General features: G+C 40.7%; 12 protein-coding genes. All 12 read left to right on the top strand.

Annotated elements, in window-relative coordinates:
- Positions 1 to 4: 4 nt before the first annotated feature.
- The 12 genes from QNM19_RS14795 (at position 5) to QNM19_RS14850 (ending at position 15,502) form a co-directional block, all read left to right on the top strand.
- A complete protein-coding gene (locus QNM19_RS14795; protein ID WP_082225415.1) occupies positions 5 to 1,288 on the top strand; it encodes a polysaccharide pyruvyl transferase family protein in 1,284 nt (427 codons plus the stop codon).
- Between the two features lie 9 nt (positions 1,289 to 1,297).
- The gene (locus QNM19_RS14800) at positions 1,298 to 2,776 is read left to right on the top strand and encodes a lipopolysaccharide biosynthesis protein (RefSeq protein ID WP_284026865.1); all 1,479 of its coding nucleotides are present in this window, start codon (positions 1,298 to 1,300) and stop codon (positions 2,774 to 2,776) included.
- Positions 2,760 to 3,740 (top strand): glycosyltransferase family 2 protein, encoded by a 981-nt coding sequence (locus QNM19_RS14805; RefSeq protein WP_049864236.1) that lies wholly within the window; start codon positions 2,760 to 2,762, stop codon positions 3,738 to 3,740. The genes QNM19_RS14800 and QNM19_RS14805 overlap by 17 nt, the downstream gene beginning before the upstream one ends.
- 25 nt (positions 3,741 to 3,765) lie before the next feature.
- A complete protein-coding gene (locus QNM19_RS14810; RefSeq protein WP_049864237.1) occupies positions 3,766 to 4,902 on the top strand; it encodes a hypothetical protein in 1,137 nt (378 codons plus the stop codon).
- Positions 4,903 to 4,966: 64 nt separating this feature from the next.
- Positions 4,967 to 6,151, top strand: coding sequence for a glycosyltransferase (locus tag QNM19_RS14815; RefSeq protein WP_049864238.1), 1,185 nt, complete (start codon positions 4,967 to 4,969; stop codon positions 6,149 to 6,151).
- Entirely contained in the window at positions 6,148 to 6,996 is an 849-nt protein-coding gene (locus tag QNM19_RS14820) for an ATP-grasp fold amidoligase family protein (protein ID WP_284026866.1), read from the top strand. The genes QNM19_RS14815 and QNM19_RS14820 overlap by 4 nt, the downstream gene beginning before the upstream one ends.
- 319 nt (positions 6,997 to 7,315) lie before the next feature.
- Positions 7,316 to 8,266, top strand: coding sequence for an exopolysaccharide biosynthesis polyprenyl glycosylphosphotransferase (locus QNM19_RS14825; RefSeq protein WP_156202253.1), 951 nt, complete (start codon positions 7,316 to 7,318; stop codon positions 8,264 to 8,266).
- Between the two features lie 4 nt (positions 8,267 to 8,270).
- The gene (locus tag QNM19_RS14830; protein ID WP_049864242.1) at positions 8,271 to 9,014 is read left to right on the top strand and encodes a glycosyltransferase family 2 protein; all 744 of its coding nucleotides are present in this window, start codon (positions 8,271 to 8,273) and stop codon (positions 9,012 to 9,014) included.
- 585 nt (positions 9,015 to 9,599) lie between these two features.
- Positions 9,600 to 10,766: a nucleotide sugar dehydrogenase gene (locus QNM19_RS14835; RefSeq protein ID WP_049864243.1), complete on the top strand. Its 1,167-nt coding sequence runs from the start codon at positions 9,600 to 9,602 to the stop codon at positions 10,764 to 10,766.
- Positions 10,767 to 11,682: 916 nt separating this feature from the next.
- The gene (locus QNM19_RS14840; RefSeq protein WP_049864244.1) at positions 11,683 to 12,804 is read left to right on the top strand and encodes a polysaccharide export protein; all 1,122 of its coding nucleotides are present in this window, start codon (positions 11,683 to 11,685) and stop codon (positions 12,802 to 12,804) included.
- 11 nt (positions 12,805 to 12,815) lie between these two features.
- Positions 12,816 to 13,250: a low molecular weight protein-tyrosine-phosphatase gene (locus QNM19_RS14845; RefSeq protein ID WP_049864245.1), complete on the top strand. Its 435-nt coding sequence runs from the start codon at positions 12,816 to 12,818 to the stop codon at positions 13,248 to 13,250.
- A 14-nt stretch (positions 13,251 to 13,264) separates the two neighbouring features.
- Positions 13,265 to 15,502: a polysaccharide biosynthesis tyrosine autokinase gene (locus tag QNM19_RS14850; RefSeq protein WP_049864246.1), complete on the top strand. Its 2,238-nt coding sequence runs from the start codon at positions 13,265 to 13,267 to the stop codon at positions 15,500 to 15,502.
- Positions 15,503 to 15,591 lie beyond the last annotated feature (89 nt).

Genomic DNA, 15,591 nt, shown 5'->3' on the forward strand with positions numbered 1-15,591 from the left:
GTCAATGATGAAAATAGCTTTAACTGGCCCTCTGGCCGATAGAAACCTTGGTGATTACGCTATGTTCGTAAATAATATTTACGATATGGGCGAGAATAACCAATATGTTATCTTCAACTACTCAAAAGGGTTTGTTGCTGAACTCGATAACGACTACTTTGGTGATTATAACTGTGAGTATGTTGAAGTTAAGTTATCCAAGTCATTTTACAGAAAGCCTAAGTTTATCGAGCGAGTTGTTAAGTTCGCGCTGAAATCTCTTAATTTTAAAATTAATCCTGTAGACATTGTACCCACACCGATTGAAATCGCTGATGCCATTGAAAATATTGATGAAATCAAGAAGCAGCTTGCAGATGTTGATGTGCTGCTGGTATCCGGGGGAGGATACTTTAATCAGCTTTGGTATGACTGGGGTAGGAAAGACGACTTATTTAAAATTGTAGCCCCCATTATCGTCGCTAAAATGTTAGGAAAACAGGTTGTTTTCTCTGCTAATGGGTTTGGTCCGTTTGATGAAAGTGAAAAGTTTTATAGCGAGATATTCGGTTTTCTGGATGACACTCCAATAGCAGTTCGAGACACTGTAATGTCATCAACTTACTTAAAGAAGTTAGGGGTAGATAATGCACAGCTGCATAAGTTGCCTGATGACCTGTATCTGCTAAATGATGAATTAAGCTGCAAGGCTGATAATGTAAGTCACTTTGACAAAAAATACATTGTTATTGAGTTTTATTATCCTCTTTCTTGGCTTAAGGAACACTTTGAAGCCGTGAAGGGGTTCATCGAACGCATTAACAAGGAGCATGGCTTGGATGTGGTGTACATGCCCTTCGATGACAATGATGTCTCTGATTACCTAAAAGAGCACATTAAGTTTGACTTTTTCCATGTTTTTCAAAGTACTGGCTCTTACTTGAAATTAGAAGATGCCGTATCGATCATCCGAAACGCAGAGTTCGTTATCTGTAACCGCTATCATGCACTCGTTATTTCTATCTCGCACAAGGTTCCGGTTGTGAATGTCATGAAGCCAGTTTATGACTTAAGATACTACTTTAATAAGAATTATGGTTTGCTAAAGAATGCACTTTCGGGTACTTCGTATGATGCGTCCACGATTCTGAGAACCGATTATTTAGAGGTGCTTGAAGACATCGGTAGTAATCTTTCGCATTTGAAAGAGGCATACCGTGACTTTTATCAATCGCAAGAGTTTGATCTTAATAAGCGTACATTGGGCGAAAAAAGAAAAGACTACTTTAAAAAGTATCTGACAAAATAGGTTCAAAGCTTGCTGAAACGTAATGCATTGCTGACTTACCTAAATCAGGGTTACTCGATGTTAATAGGCATACTTGTTATGCCTTTTTTATATAACATTATGGGGCCTGTCGCATTTGGTATTATCGGCTTTTACACAGTTATACAGATATTTATAAATGTGTTGGACTCAGGTTTGAGTCCGACACTTTGTCGTGTCATAGCAGCCAGTTCGGGCAACACAAAAGCAACGACCAGGACGTTGAAGAGTTTTGAAACTATCTCTTTACTTGTATTTGCCGTTATCTTTTTTTCGAGCTATCTCCTGTCCGATCAGATACTGAAGTACTGGTTCAAAGGAAATGAAATAGTTACTGAAACTATAGTTGCTTTGCTGTTCTGTATTGTTTCTTCCCGCCTGGTAGCTTCGATCTATAGGGCTGCATTACAGGGTAAAGAAGACTTTCTATGGCTAAATGCTGGAACAATACTGTTTAATACTATTAAATACCCCGTTTGTACATATATTATGTACAAAGAACCCAGCTTAGAATTGTACTTTCAGATCCATTTCGCTGCGACTGTCTTAGAGTTATTCATTTTCAGACTAAGGGTTGCCAATCGATTGTCGCTTTCGTTCTGGCTACCGGGACGCTTCTATATCGCAGAATTGAGTGAAAATAAAAAGTACATCCTGAGTGTTGCATTTACCGCGTTAGTAAGTGCAGCTACATTGCACTTAGATAAGCTGTTGTTTTCAAATATTCTTCTTCCAGAAGAATATGGTTATTACACTATGTGTATTACTATCTCTTCTGCCATGATTACGCTCGGTTTTCCTATTGGGGCCGTTTTGATCCCGCGCTTAACCAAATTATACGCGAGTAATCAACAGGAGCAGTTTCTCAGTCTGTACCATAAAAGCGCGATGTTTGTCTCGGCTGTGTTGTTGCCTGTTGGTGTGTTAGTCGCACTATTTTCAAAGCAGGTGTTGCTTTTATTCACCTCGGATCCGGTAGCGGCAGAATGGGGGGAAACCATCCTCACTTTATATATTTTAGGTAACAGTGTCGCAATTGTTACAGCGTTTCAATATTATCTCCAGGTCGCTATCGGAGATCTTAAAGAGCATGTCAGATATAACAAGATTTTGTTAGTAACGTATATACCGCTTATATTCTTTTTTGCCTATTTCTATGATGTATTATATGTGGCTATTTTATCATTTACTTTTAAGCTGGCGTCATTTTTGTTGTGGCAATGGTATGTTCATCACAAAACCCGTGTTGTTACACATAAAGCTTGGTTTAGCCGTAATATTTTACCTTCGCTGCTTATGTGCTGCTTGGTGAGTGGGTTCACTGTATTTTTTGGTATAAATAAAATCCAGCTTACAACGCTTGTTCTGCTTATCACAATGGCTTCACTATACGCCGCTATCGTTTTAGGGGCATTAGTTTTAGCTAAAATTTTAAATAAAGAGACTTTGGTAAATGTTGAATTCAGGTAACAGTATAGACTTGAGTGTGGTCTGTATCGCGTTTAATCAGGAAGGTTATATAGAAGACGCCCTAAAGGGGTTTTTGAGTCAAAAAACCACCTTGAATACTGAGATAGTCGTGTATGATGACTGTTCGACTGACAAGACTCGTGAGATCATTTCTCGATACGCGCAGATGCACCCTGAGAAAATTCGTTTACTCTTCCCTGACGAAAACCAATACTCAAAAATGCGGACCTTGCCGACTATTACTGCGCTTGGTGCAGCCAGAGGTGATTACATAGCAATGTGTGAAGGCGATGATTATTGGGATTCAGAGGACAAGTTGGAAGCTCAGTATCAAGCTATGCAGGCGCATCCTGATGTTGCTTTGAGTTTTCACCCTGCTATTAACTTGTTCCCTGATGGTAAGAAAACCAATAATGTTTACTTGGGTGATGCAGTAAAACTATTGTCTTTTGAAGACGTCATAAAAGGTGGTGGTGGCCTTATGGCAACTGCAACGCTGATGTTCAAACGGTGTGCTGTGGCTGAGTTACCAGCTTATCTCGAAGGAGCTCCGGTCGGTGATATGTTTATTCAGATGGTGGCAGCTTCTAAGGGAGGTGCTGTCTACGTGCCCGGTGTTTATTCTATGTATCGTCGGGAAGCTGAAAACTCATGGTCGAGTGAGCGCTCAGCGCTTGCCAAAGCACATCTGCTAAAAGAGCGTGACGCATTTGTTATGTCTCTAAAACGAACAGAGAAACTTGATGTAGCACCTGAACTTGTTGATTACTGTATAGCAAGAGAATTGGCTTACTTAGCCGTTGCAGCGCTCAAATCACGCCATTATGACCTCACTAAACAGTTTTTATCTGAGTCGGAAGCACTTTATAAAGGGGTAAACTCAAGCCAGAGGGTGCTGAGCCGGTTTAAACATGCCTTACCCTTGTTACGTGGACTGCATAGTCTTAAGAAAAAATTTTTGTAAAATCTATCTTAGGTAAGCAAAGTTGATGTCTAAGTACGGGTTACTTCTTACAATTTTACTTGTTGCAAGTACAATTCAGTATGGGTCATATACGGGCACTCGCTTTCTCGTCCCATTGCTTGGCGTGCTCGTTGTTGTTTGGAGTTTATTTGCATCCAGAATTGATACAAGCAACAAGCTAAGTCTTCGAACAGACTTTAACTTGCATGCATTTCTGTTTTTTTCCTTGGTCGTGTGTTCATTTATAGGTAACTCCTCTGCATCTGAGGCGTTGTTCGACACAGTAAAGATATTCTTGCCAGTTTTGATGTCTCTGCTGGCAATTTATTTGATCTATCATTCACGCAAGAACGAGATTCATAATGCAATACTCTTAATGAGTGTATTTGCTTTGGTTTTCTTGGGCCTAGAATTTGCTCTACGCTCACTATCTATTATCTCAAACCCAAGTCAGGTACTGCAAAACTTCTATGCTCTTAAGATGGATAGCCCCTTTATGGTTGACTCGAACGCAGTGGGGTTATACGCATTATTTTATTTTGTAATTCATAAGATATATTTTGCATACTTTTCAGTCAGTCAGCGTTTCAGGAAAGTGATCAGTGCAATTTTTCTGGTTTTCATTTTTCTTACTTTGAGCAGGGCGGCTATTGCAACAACTTTTGTGTTGTATTTATATCTGTTTTTTTTCCGTCGCAGCATGGTCAACCAGGTACAGCTGGTTATCTTGGGTTTAGTTGCCGTCTGTTTCCTTTCCCCTTTCATCTACCAGGTGTTGACAAGTGACGGTAGTGGATCGACCAAACTGGGCGTTCTACAGAGCTTACCAACGTTGAGTGCTCAGTACTCAATCAAGGAGCTATTGTTTGGGTTTGGCATAAATGAGGGAAATTATGCCTACTCATATGAAGAGGGTAAATACAGTCATTTATTAATTACCATGTTGATTGGTCACTTTGGTCTCATTGGTTTCGCATGCTATTTTCTATTTTTTCTGCTTTATGGGATGGGGCTGAAAAGCAAAGGAATGTGTATTTTTCTGGTCGCGAATGTCGTTGGGCTGTCTTATCTACACCCTTTCCTTGAAACCATTTTTCTATGCAATGGCATTGCGATAGGCCTAAGTTACAAGTACTCAAGTTCGATTAGAACTGAGAAATAGGATATAATTTACGGTTATATTACACCTGAAGGTTTGGTAGGCCTGAATTTTTATAAGGTACATAATGAAAGTTATAGCTTTTTTGGGAGAGCCTTACACTAAGTTTGGTGACCATTATTATACAAGACAAACGTCAGCAGCTTTCTTACAGAATATGGTAGGGAAAGAGAATGTCTATGTTATGTCTCAGGCATATAATAATGACGTTATGCCAGAAGGTGCGAGCACAGAAGTTAGTGAAAGCCACTTTTATGAGGCTCCCTGGTATGACTCGACTATGCAATTTGCCAAGTCTGTTTTGCTTAAACCAGGTTACCTGAGAGATTTCAAAGCTGCGTGTGACAAAGTTATCTTAGAGCATGATGACGCTATATTCTGGGCGAGAACTCCTTCAATGGGAGCGATTGTTTTCGCACTGAGAGTGATGAAGCACAAGAAGCCCTTGTTTAACCATATTTGTGCAGATGGCTTCAACACTTGGCGCGATGGTAAATATAAAGGGGTAAACAAGTTCTTAGCTTATGTATTCTCACGGGTAATAAAGCACTATATGGCAAAAATTTGTGCTGGAGATACTGTAGAAAATGTGTGTACTGGCCAGGCTATGTATGATTTTAGTGCTCAGTACAACCCTACTAGTACGTACCAGTTTGTCGACACTATGGTGCAGAGTCATTCAAAGGCTGATGTTGTACAAAAGAATGAAAAGTTGAATTGTTTGTTCGTAGGAAGGTTGACAGAAGACAAAGGCATTCTGGAAATCATGGAAGCAGCAAAGAGGCTGAAAGGTACCGTTAATTTCCATATCGCTGGCGGTGGAGAAATCAAAGCATCATTAGAGCAGTTCATTAAAGAGCATGACTTATCCGATTGTGTGACGCTGTATGGGCAGGTTCGAAACCAAGATGTAGCAAAGCTTTACGATAAAAGTGATGTCGTACTTGTGCCCTCTAAGAATAATTATGAAGGTTTTCCGAGGGTTATTATGGAGGCATGGAGCTTAGGTAAACCAGTCATCGTCTCTGATGTCGGGGGCATTCATGCCTTTGTGAAAGATGGGGAAAATGGCATGATCATTCGCCCTGGAGATCCTATCGGCCTAGAAGAGGCAATCCAAGCTATGATGAATGTGGAAACCAGAGAGCGGCTATCTCAACATGTTGCAAAAGTACAGCCTCTGACTTTACAAAAGTATTGGCATGAAGTTATTACTCAGATCGCAGGAAAGAGGTTTAACGTTTCGAAATGATAGATACAGTACTAAAACTCTTGCCTTTAAAAGTTAGAATTTTCATATATTTTTACCTTAAGCATGGCTACTTTATGAGCTGGAGTAAGCCTGAGCTTTTCAGTGAGTATATCCAGCTGCGCAAGCTTCGTTTGGGAAAAAAAGAAAGCGTATATGCTGATAAATACGCAGTGCGGAAGTATGTTGAGGAAAAAATAGGTACTGAGTATTTGATCCCTCTAATAGGTGTGTATGAAAAACTAGGTGTCGATGATGTTGATACTTCGAGAGATGATATAGTAATAAAAACTAACCACGGAAGTGGTAGTGCACACCTCGAAATATTTCCCACTGATAAAACGGCTAAAGAGATTAGTGATAAGTTTAATAGTGCATTAATGCAAGATTATCGAGGAGTTTTGCTGGGTGAGGTTCAATACAAGTATATTGACCGAAGAGTTGTTGTTGAGAAAAAAATAGGTATTAATGGCGAAGTTCCAGAAGATTTTAAGTTTCATGTTTTCAGGAATGGCGGTAACCCCATTTGGATATTGCAAGTTGATTTTGATAGATTTACAGATCATAAGAGAAATTACTATGATAGTGAGTTAAATCAGTTAGACTACCAAGTGATCTACAAAAATGGTAACTATCAGTTACCGAATAGCAAAGAGCTAAATAAAATGGCAGAACTAGCCATCGCATTGCTTGGAGATAGCGAGTATATGAGAGTCGATTTGTATTTAGTCGGTGGGCAGATCTATTTTGGCGAACTCACCTTGACTCCAGGAAATGGGTTCGAAGCATTTTCATCTCGTGAAGCAGAGGCGTATTGGGGAGAACTTTACGCAAAGTCTTTGTTCTGAGGCTGAAGAGGCCTTCCCCATCGAGAGGTCTCTCCTGTCTTGGGCGTAATACATGGCTAAGGGAGCGGTACAGCTTCCTTCAGTTATGTTTACTTTCTAGCTTACTGCACCGAACTACAACAAGATCCACTATCTTTACAAGAATTAACAGACTTTGTACTGTTCGAAGATCTGCTAGTGTGCTATCATCTGTCTCTTAATTGATTTTGCGTAATGTGCGGTTATCATGCCGTCGTTATGTATGTTATATCTCACCTTTTTCTATGAGAAAAATACGTTATTATTTTTCAATAACTGTCAGGAACTGTTCGACTTAATCATGGTTAATAAATTTAAGAAAAGTAAGTCTTTTAAAGCGCCCAAGTATGCTTATAAAGCAAAAGAAATTTATGTATATTGTCCGAATGATCAGGTTGACGTTATCCAGGAAGTGCTTGCGGGAAGTGACGTTAAAGTTGTTTTTAATGATTATCATTTGACTAACCTGGATCAGAAAGTAATTACACACTTTGAAAATACAAGACTAAGTAATGACGAAAGAGAATTCTTAGTTTCTGCTACCGAATATGGCGCTTGGGTTGAGCCTTTGGTTAGTTATTTGGATGAGCGATGTGGTTATACGGAAGTGTCCTTATTGAAAAGTAGCTACTTTTTGCATCAGAAAGCATTTTCAATTTTATCGACTAAACGAACTCAGAGAGCAAAAAGGGTAATTGATATTTTCTCTGCGCTGATATTGTTAGTTTTAACAGCGCCTATCTCTGTTATCGCAGCTTTGATGATCAAACTTGAATCACCAGGTCCCATCTTCTATAGGCAAAAAAGAACCGGACAGTACAATATCGAGTTTGACGTAATTAAATTTCGCTCAATGCGCACGGATGCTGAGAAAGGCGGTGCGCAATGGGCAACGAAGAATGATAGCCGAGTTACAAAGGTCGGAAAGTTTATTCGCAAGACTCGCATAGATGAATTACCTCAGCTTCTAAATGTTCTGAAAGGTGAGATGTCTATGGTTGGCCCGCGCCCTGAACGTGAAATCTTCATTGAGACTCTTGAAAACGAGATTAAGTATTATCGATTCCGCCATGCGGTGAAACCAGGTGTGACAGGGTTAGCTCAAGTTAGCTATCCGTATGGTGCATCGGTGCAAGATGCGATTTGGAAGCACAAATACGACATCCATTATATCAAACACCACAGTACCTATATTGATCTTAAAATCATGCTTCACACCGTAAAAGTAGTGGTTATGGGTATGGGGCGCTAATAGAATGACACCTTTAGTTTCAGTGATCATGCCAACTTATAATGCTGAAAGGTATGTAATTGATAGCATTCAGTCAGTTCTTGAACAGACGTACCAAAATTGGGAGTTGTTGATAACTGATGACTTATCTACGGATAACACTGTTGAGTTAATTAAAGAAGAAGCAAAGAAAGACCCTCGTATCAAATTGTTTATTCAGGGTCAAAATGGCGGAGCTGGTTTGGCACGAAATAATGCAATAAGCCGTGCTGAAGGTCGCTTTATTGCTTTTCTAGACGCAGATGATTTATGGCTTCCTGAAAAGCTTGAGAAGCAGGTAGCATTTGCACTAAAGAATGATCACGCACTCACTTTCACCGCTTACCAGAAATTTACCACCGAAGCGAAACTTGGGCAGGTTATTCCCCCAAAATCGGTGACATTTAAGCAATTGCTGGGTAGTAATGTCATCGGCTGCCTGACCGCTATGTATGATACTGAAAAGTTGGGTAAAGTTTATATGCCTTCGATCCGCAAAAGGCAAGATCATGCTCTTTGGCTGACAATTCTGCAACAGATCCCAATGGCTGCATCATTGCAAGAACCTCTCGCGCTTTATAGAGTTGACTCTGGCATGTCCAAAAACAAGTTTAAGATAATTGTCTGGCAGTGGCGTTTATATAGAGAAGTTCTTGGATTGAATCTCTTTTTGTCCTCTCGTTATTTTTTGGAATATCTGGTGAAGGGCTACCTAAAGTACAAAAAATAATGCAAGGTTTAGCTGCGTAATATTCATGTCTTAACTTACTGGGCTGAATAAACCGTTTCGCGTGGTTATTGTTTTATTTAGCTTTAGCAGTTGTTTCATTGAAAGCTCATTTTAAAGCCCACAATGGTGGAAATCATCAGGGCTTCATACACCTTCATCCCCTTTGTTTTGCCCCCCGAGAGATTAAGTGTTAAGAGCCGAATTCATGCTCTGGCCTAAGGGGGTCATCCTATTCGGTATATAGCCGCTCGATTGGCATTTATTAACTTCCTTATGCGGTCAATATCTATCACCCTGCGCTTGAGTGTTGATTAGATGGTGGTATTGAGATGAGACGAGGAGGCCTGAGTGCTAATTACCACATGCAATTAAACACTGTGTTTGCCTTTGTTCTTATCGCTAAATTGAGCTGAGAACTCTGCACGCTGGATAGGTGAAACTCCTGAGGGTGTTGTTGTCGTGAATGCATATTTACTTGCCTTTGTCCTGTGTCACAAAGCTTACAGAGTAAGGGCTGTTGTGTTAGACTTACGCATTATATTTAAGCCCTAGAATCGTTATTTTTAGGCGGGAGTAAATACAGATATGAAAATCACCACCGTGGGTATTGGCTATGTAGGACTGTCCAATGCTATTTTGTTAGCTCAGAATAATGACGTTATTGCATTAGATATCGATGAAAGCAAGGTATCTATGTTGAAAAACAAGCAGTCACCTATCGTCGACCCTGAGATATCTCACTATCTTACTTCTAAGTCGCTTAAGTTACATGCGACAACTGATAAAGCTGTAGCATATGCTGATGCTGATTATGTTGTCATCGCCACGCCTACCGACTACGACCCGGAAACTAACAATTTCAACACAAAGTCGGTCGAGGCTGTGATCAAAGATGTGCTTGAGTACAACGCAAATGCTGTGATGGTCGTTAAGTCCACTGTCCCCGTCGGGTATACAGAGCGTGTGAAAAAAGAGTTTGGTATAGATAATATCATGTTTTCACCGGAGTTTTTACGTGAGGGTAGAGCGCTTTACGACAATCTTCATCCCTCTCGTATTATCGTTGGAGAACGCTCTGAGCGCGCTGAAGTCTTTGCAAATCTGCTGCTAAAAGGGGCCGAAAAAGCAGAAATCGATGTGTTATTCACGGACTCTACAGAAGCCGAAGCTATCAAGCTCTTTTCAAATACATACCTGGCAATGCGTGTTGCCTACTTCAATGAACTCGATACCTATGCTGAAACGCATGGGCTAGATTCAAAGCAAATTATTGAAGGGGTTGGTTTGGACCCTCGTATTGGCAAGCATTATAACAACCCATCTTTTGGTTATGGTGGTTATTGTTTACCAAAAGACACCAAACAGTTGTTAGCCAACTATCAAGACGTACCGAATAACCTGATCCGCGCTATTGTTGACGCTAATGACACGCGTAAGGATTATGTTGCGGAATCTATTTTGAATCGCAAGCCTGAGGTTGTGGGGATTTATCGTCTGATAATGAAAAGTGGTTCTGATAACTTCAGAGCTTCGGCTATTCAAGGGGTTATGAAACGCATTAAAGCGGAAGGCATCGAGGTTGTCATCTATGAGCCGGTTTTGAGTGAAGACGAGTTCTTTCATTCTCGCGTGATCAAAGAGCTGGATGAATTTAAGAAAGTATCAGATGTTATCGTGGCCAACCGGATGGTAGATGATATTCGTGACGTGGAAAATAAAGTATATACGAGAGACTTATTTGGTAATGACTAAGTTTTTGACTTTTGAAATTTTGTTTTTTAATTTAGGCTCTTTTAGTCCTTCTAAAGTTGAGAGCTAAGTTACCTTAAGCGCTAGACTCACGTAACAAAAGCAGTATAATGAACATTAATGGAATATTCGATTGAGAAGTCAGTGCAAGGAACGCAGATATTTGTCAAAAGAAAACTTCGCGAAGCCGAAGTTTTAACTCATTAGTTTCTGCTTTTTCTTCCACCTTGTCAAAATGATGTTTCATGCAAAGAACCTAGTGTAATTGCTGAAGTTTGTTTTTTGAATAACTCTAATTTAGAAATACTTACACGATCATCGGCGCTGTTTAGATAAGCGCCACTCTGCACATCAAGGCGGTCTCCCTACTCTATGGGGCACTGAATAGCCTGCAGGGCACTGAAAGAGTGTAATGAAATGGAGTCGCTGTAAATCACTTAGCAAGGGGAATTATATTGTTGCAAATTTTTAATTGTTCCGGTTTTTGGTTTTCTCATTTCAAATTATCAGCTGAAGTAATGTAATTGACAGTGGTATGTAGCTAAAGTGTTAATTTAGACGTGCTTGTAAATCTTGGAACAACATTGACGGGAACGGACTCAATTTGGCAAGAGTTATGAAAAATTAGCTTGAGCATAAAAGCTCTCTTTGCCAATTGAAAAGGGCTTAAAAATCTCTGTAACTTTGGTAAGTCATAATGTCTAAAGTGTAACGGAGTACTTGGCAAAGAAGTTTTAAATTTACCTTGGACAAGCAAAGCTGGATGGGAGTAAGAGCCCGTAATGCCGGACATTATTGATGATTTGAGCATGAAAAGAATTGTCACTTGCGATTAACAACAGCGCATGCTTTAATTGGCTGCTCGTAATATCAAATTATCAAAGAACTGAAAGAAAATTACATATTTTGGGAAAAAATAATGGCGCTTAGCTGTAAAACTATCATTGCTTCTACTCTATTTCTTGCAATGACTGGCTGTTCGATTGTTCCCGGCGGCCATTTTGAAGGAATAAGCTCAAGTGAGCAGACCGCAAGCTTGCAAAACGACCTAGAGAATATCAATATCCATTTGATTGATGCTCAACTCATTCAGGAATACAAAAGAAATCAAGATCAAGGTGATATCAGACCTAGCCAGCTTAGTGAAGGTGTTGACCTATCTGGTTTTGAATATCGTCTTGGTGTCGGAGATGTCCTTACTATAGGTGTCTGGGACCACCCAGAATTAACCATTCCAGCTGCAGTCCAACGTACGGCTGAATTTGATGGCTTCAGAATCCAGGCTGATGGCACCATTACTTTTGCTTATGCCCCGAATATTCCGGCGGCAGGTCGTACTGTTACGGAATTACGTGCTGAACTGGTGAAACGGTTAAGCCGAGTTATCGAAGATCCCCAAATCGATGTGAAAGTTGTGGGCTTCAAAAGTCAGAAAGTTTACGTCACCGGCGAAGTGAAAAAACCTAACGTTCTACCTATTACAGAGACGCCACTTACCTTGATCGACGCAGTAAATCAGGCAGGTGGATTGACTAACAATGCTAATTGGGAAGTTGTGAACTTTACTCGTGGGAATACAACAGAGCAAATCAAGCTTGACGAGTTTTATAGTAACGGTGATATTTCTCAAAATCGATTGTTGCAACATGGAGATGTTATCCATGTGAGTCGTAATGATAAGCGCAATGTTTATGTACTTGGCGATGTGACCAAAGCAGGTAAAGTCAGCATTAATCGCTATGGTTTAAGTCTTGCTGAGGCGCTTACTGAGGCCGGTGGCATTAATGAACGTACCGCAGATGCTAATGGTGTCTTTGTGTTGCGCAAACGCGATTTGAAAAGCGATGGGGTCGTTGCAGATGTATATCAGTTGCATGCCAGAAACATAGCGTCTTTGGTGCTTGCAGAGCAATTTGAACTGGAGCCACAAGATATCGTTTATATTACTAGCGCTCCACTTGCTAGATGGAACAAAGTTATCAGTCTCTTATTGCCTTCACTTGCAACAGTGGATGCACTACAAGATATCGACAATCAATAGTGTGAAAATTCATGTTTGATAGTGTTTTAATGGTATGTGCCGGGAATATTTGTCGTAGCCCCACGGCAGAATATGTCTTGAGAAATAAACTCAAGGACCGAGATATAAAAGTAGCTTCAGCTGGCCTTACTGCTTTGGTTGATAAACCGGCAGACCCGATGGCCAAAGAGCTTGCATCGCAAAATGGCATTGATATGTCTGCACACAAAGGGCAGCAAGTTAGCTCATCGTTGATTGCTCAGAATAGTGTGATACTAGTTATGGAGCAGCGCCACCTAGAAGATCTTTGCTCCCGTTACCCGCAAGCACGAGGAAAAACATTCTTGCTAGGAAAATGGTTAGGGGATAAAGAAATACCTGATCCATACCGTCAAAGCCGTGAAGCATTCGAACATGTATACGATTTAATCGATAGCGCGTGTGGCGCTTGGCAGAAGTATTTATAAGGATGAAAGAGTCAATGAACGCTCAATCAAACCTATTAAGTGGCGTGCAACCAAAGCAAACCACGCAACAAGCGCAAGAAATCGATGTAATGGCATTGCTCGGTGCTTTACTGGACCGCAAATTATTCATAATCGCTATAACCACTTTATTTATGATTATAGGTGTGGCGGTTGCTATGTTTAGCGCGCCTGTTTATCAAGCCACTGCAATGATACAGGTTGAAGAAAAAGGAGGCTCAGTCCCAGGGTTTGATGAGCTGGGGGGCATGTTTGAGAGCACCTCTGCCGCAGTCACTGAAATTGAGCTGCTTAAATCGCGTAGCATTATTGGCGAAGCGGTTGATAGCCTCAAACTAGACATCGTAGCAAAACCAAAGTTATACCCAATTATAGGTGGTCGTGCATTTCGTAAATTCACACCTACACATGAAGGTGACTTGGCTGAACCGAGTTTTGCCGCTACTAGCTATGCGTGGGGTGGTGAAGAAATTGACGTATTCAAATTTGACGTTCCTAGCAACGCAATTGGCCAAGGGTTTACTCTGGTAACGCTTGCAAACAATGAGTTTCAATTACTCGGCGGCGATGGTGAAATTATACTAAAAGGCAAAGTGGGAGAAGAGGTATCAAATGGTGCATTCAGTCTAACACTTAGAACGCTGACCGCCCGTCCCGATACTGAGTTTACTTTGGCCAGGCGTGATCGTTTGAATACAATACTAGATTTGCAAGCGGCTATTGGCGCAAGCGAAAAAGGTAAAGATTCAGGTATCATTAACTTAAGTTTTCAAGGTTCAGACCCAGAATATGCTGAAGCAGTACTTAACAAAGTAGCTAATATATATGTTCGTCGTAATGTAGAGCGTAGTAGTGCGGAAGCACAGAAGTCTCTAGACTTCTTGGAGTATCAGTTACCACAAGTGAAGAAGCAACTCGAGGCTGCTGAACAACGCTTTAATGACTACCAGGTAAAACAGCGATCGGTGGACATTTCGTTGGAAACCGAAGGCGTGTTAAAGCAATTGGTGAAGCTAGAGACTCAGCTGCAGGAACTTGAGCTAAGAAAGCTGGAGCTTAGTCGCAAATTTAAGCAAAGTCACCCTAGCTACCAAGCAGCAGTAGAGCAAATTGAAGTTGTAGAAAATCAAAAGCGACGCTTAACTGCAGAAGTGCAAGTACTACCTGAGACACAACAGGAATTATTACGTTTAACCAGAGATGTAGAGGTTAATAATGAAATCTACACATTATTACTGGCTAAAACTCAAGAACTAGACATTGTACGTGCCGGTACAGTGGGTAATGTACGTGTTATAGACCTAGCTGAAGTTAACACCTCAAAGCCGATTAAACCTAAAAAAGCATTGATTGTAATGATGGCGATTATGCTGGGTGGTATGCTGGCTGTGTCTATTGTATTGATCCAAAAGGTAATGCACAAAGGTATTGAAGATCCGAGTGAAATTGAAGCTTTGGGTTTACCCGTCTATGCAAGCGTGCCTTATTCTGAGTATCAAGTTAAACTCACTGGCTTTGCTAAAGCACGTAAAGGTAAAACAGCAAAGGCGAAATCAATCCTTGCTATGGATAACCCGGCAGACCTTTCTATTGAAGCATTAAGAAGTCTCCGTACTAGTCTGCATTTTGCAATGATGGAAGCTAAAAACAATGTAATAGCTATTTCAGGTCCCAGCCCTGGCGTAGGTAAGTCATTTATTTCCGTTAACTTAGCAACGGTTTTGGCGCAAAGTGATAAAAAAGTACTGATTATTGACGCCGACATGCGTAAAGGCTACCTTCAAACCCAGTTCGGCATGCAATGGGACGATGGTTTAAGTGATTATTTATCCGGTCGAATCAGTTTAGAGCAAGCAATAAAGCAAAGCCAAGTAGCGGGCTTAGAAGTAATGACCCGAGGCCAAATACCGCCGAACCCATCTGAGCTACTAATGCACGCGAACTTTACTAAATTGATAGAAGAAGTGAGCGCAAAATACGATCTCGTCATTATTGATACACCCCCTATTCTAGCTGTAACTGATCCAGCCATTGTTAGCGCTCATGCGGGAAGTACGTTACTTGTCACTCGCTTTGGACAAAACCACGTAAAGGAGCTGGAAGTTACGCGTAATCGTTTCGAGCAAAATGGCATAGACGTGAAAGGTGTCGTATTTAACGGTGTAGTGAAAAAAGCCAGCAATGCCTACGGCTATTATGGCTACTATAACTACGAATATAAATCAGACAAGTAGCAATCTCGTAACCCTGAGGTTATCTCAGGGTTTGAACTGACATGGTTGCATCGGCTTAAACGGGGCAGAGATAGATAATAAACCATGAG

It is taken from the genome of Pseudoalteromonas ardens (assembly GCF_030125445.1).
Taxonomy (GTDB): domain Bacteria; phylum Pseudomonadota; class Gammaproteobacteria; order Enterobacterales; family Alteromonadaceae; genus Pseudoalteromonas; species Pseudoalteromonas ardens.

Excerpts from the sequence above, each read along its gene's own strand:
- QNM19_RS14795 (WP_082225415.1), top strand. The coding sequence starts at position 5 with ATGATGAAAATAGCTTTAACTGGCCCTCTGGCCGATAGAAACCTTGGT.
- QNM19_RS14805 (WP_049864236.1), top strand. The coding sequence starts at position 2,760 with ATGTTGAATTCAGGTAACAGTATAGACTTGAGTGTGGTCTGTATCGCG.
- QNM19_RS14810 (WP_049864237.1), top strand. The coding sequence starts at position 3,766 with ATGTCTAAGTACGGGTTACTTCTTACAATTTTACTTGTTGCAAGTACA.
- QNM19_RS14815 (WP_049864238.1), top strand. The coding sequence starts at position 4,967 with ATGAAAGTTATAGCTTTTTTGGGAGAGCCTTACACTAAGTTTGGTGAC.
- QNM19_RS14820 (WP_284026866.1), top strand. The coding sequence starts at position 6,148 with ATGATAGATACAGTACTAAAACTCTTGCCTTTAAAAGTTAGAATTTTC.
- QNM19_RS14825 (WP_156202253.1), top strand. The coding sequence starts at position 7,316 with ATGGTTAATAAATTTAAGAAAAGTAAGTCTTTTAAAGCGCCCAAGTAT.
- QNM19_RS14830 (WP_049864242.1), top strand. The coding sequence starts at position 8,271 with ATGACACCTTTAGTTTCAGTGATCATGCCAACTTATAATGCTGAAAGG.
- QNM19_RS14835 (WP_049864243.1), top strand. The coding sequence starts at position 9,600 with ATGAAAATCACCACCGTGGGTATTGGCTATGTAGGACTGTCCAATGCT.
- QNM19_RS14840 (WP_049864244.1), top strand. The coding sequence starts at position 11,683 with ATGGCGCTTAGCTGTAAAACTATCATTGCTTCTACTCTATTTCTTGCA.
- QNM19_RS14845 (WP_049864245.1), top strand. The coding sequence starts at position 12,816 with ATGTTTGATAGTGTTTTAATGGTATGTGCCGGGAATATTTGTCGTAGC.
- QNM19_RS14850 (WP_049864246.1), top strand. The coding sequence starts at position 13,265 with ATGAACGCTCAATCAAACCTATTAAGTGGCGTGCAACCAAAGCAAACC.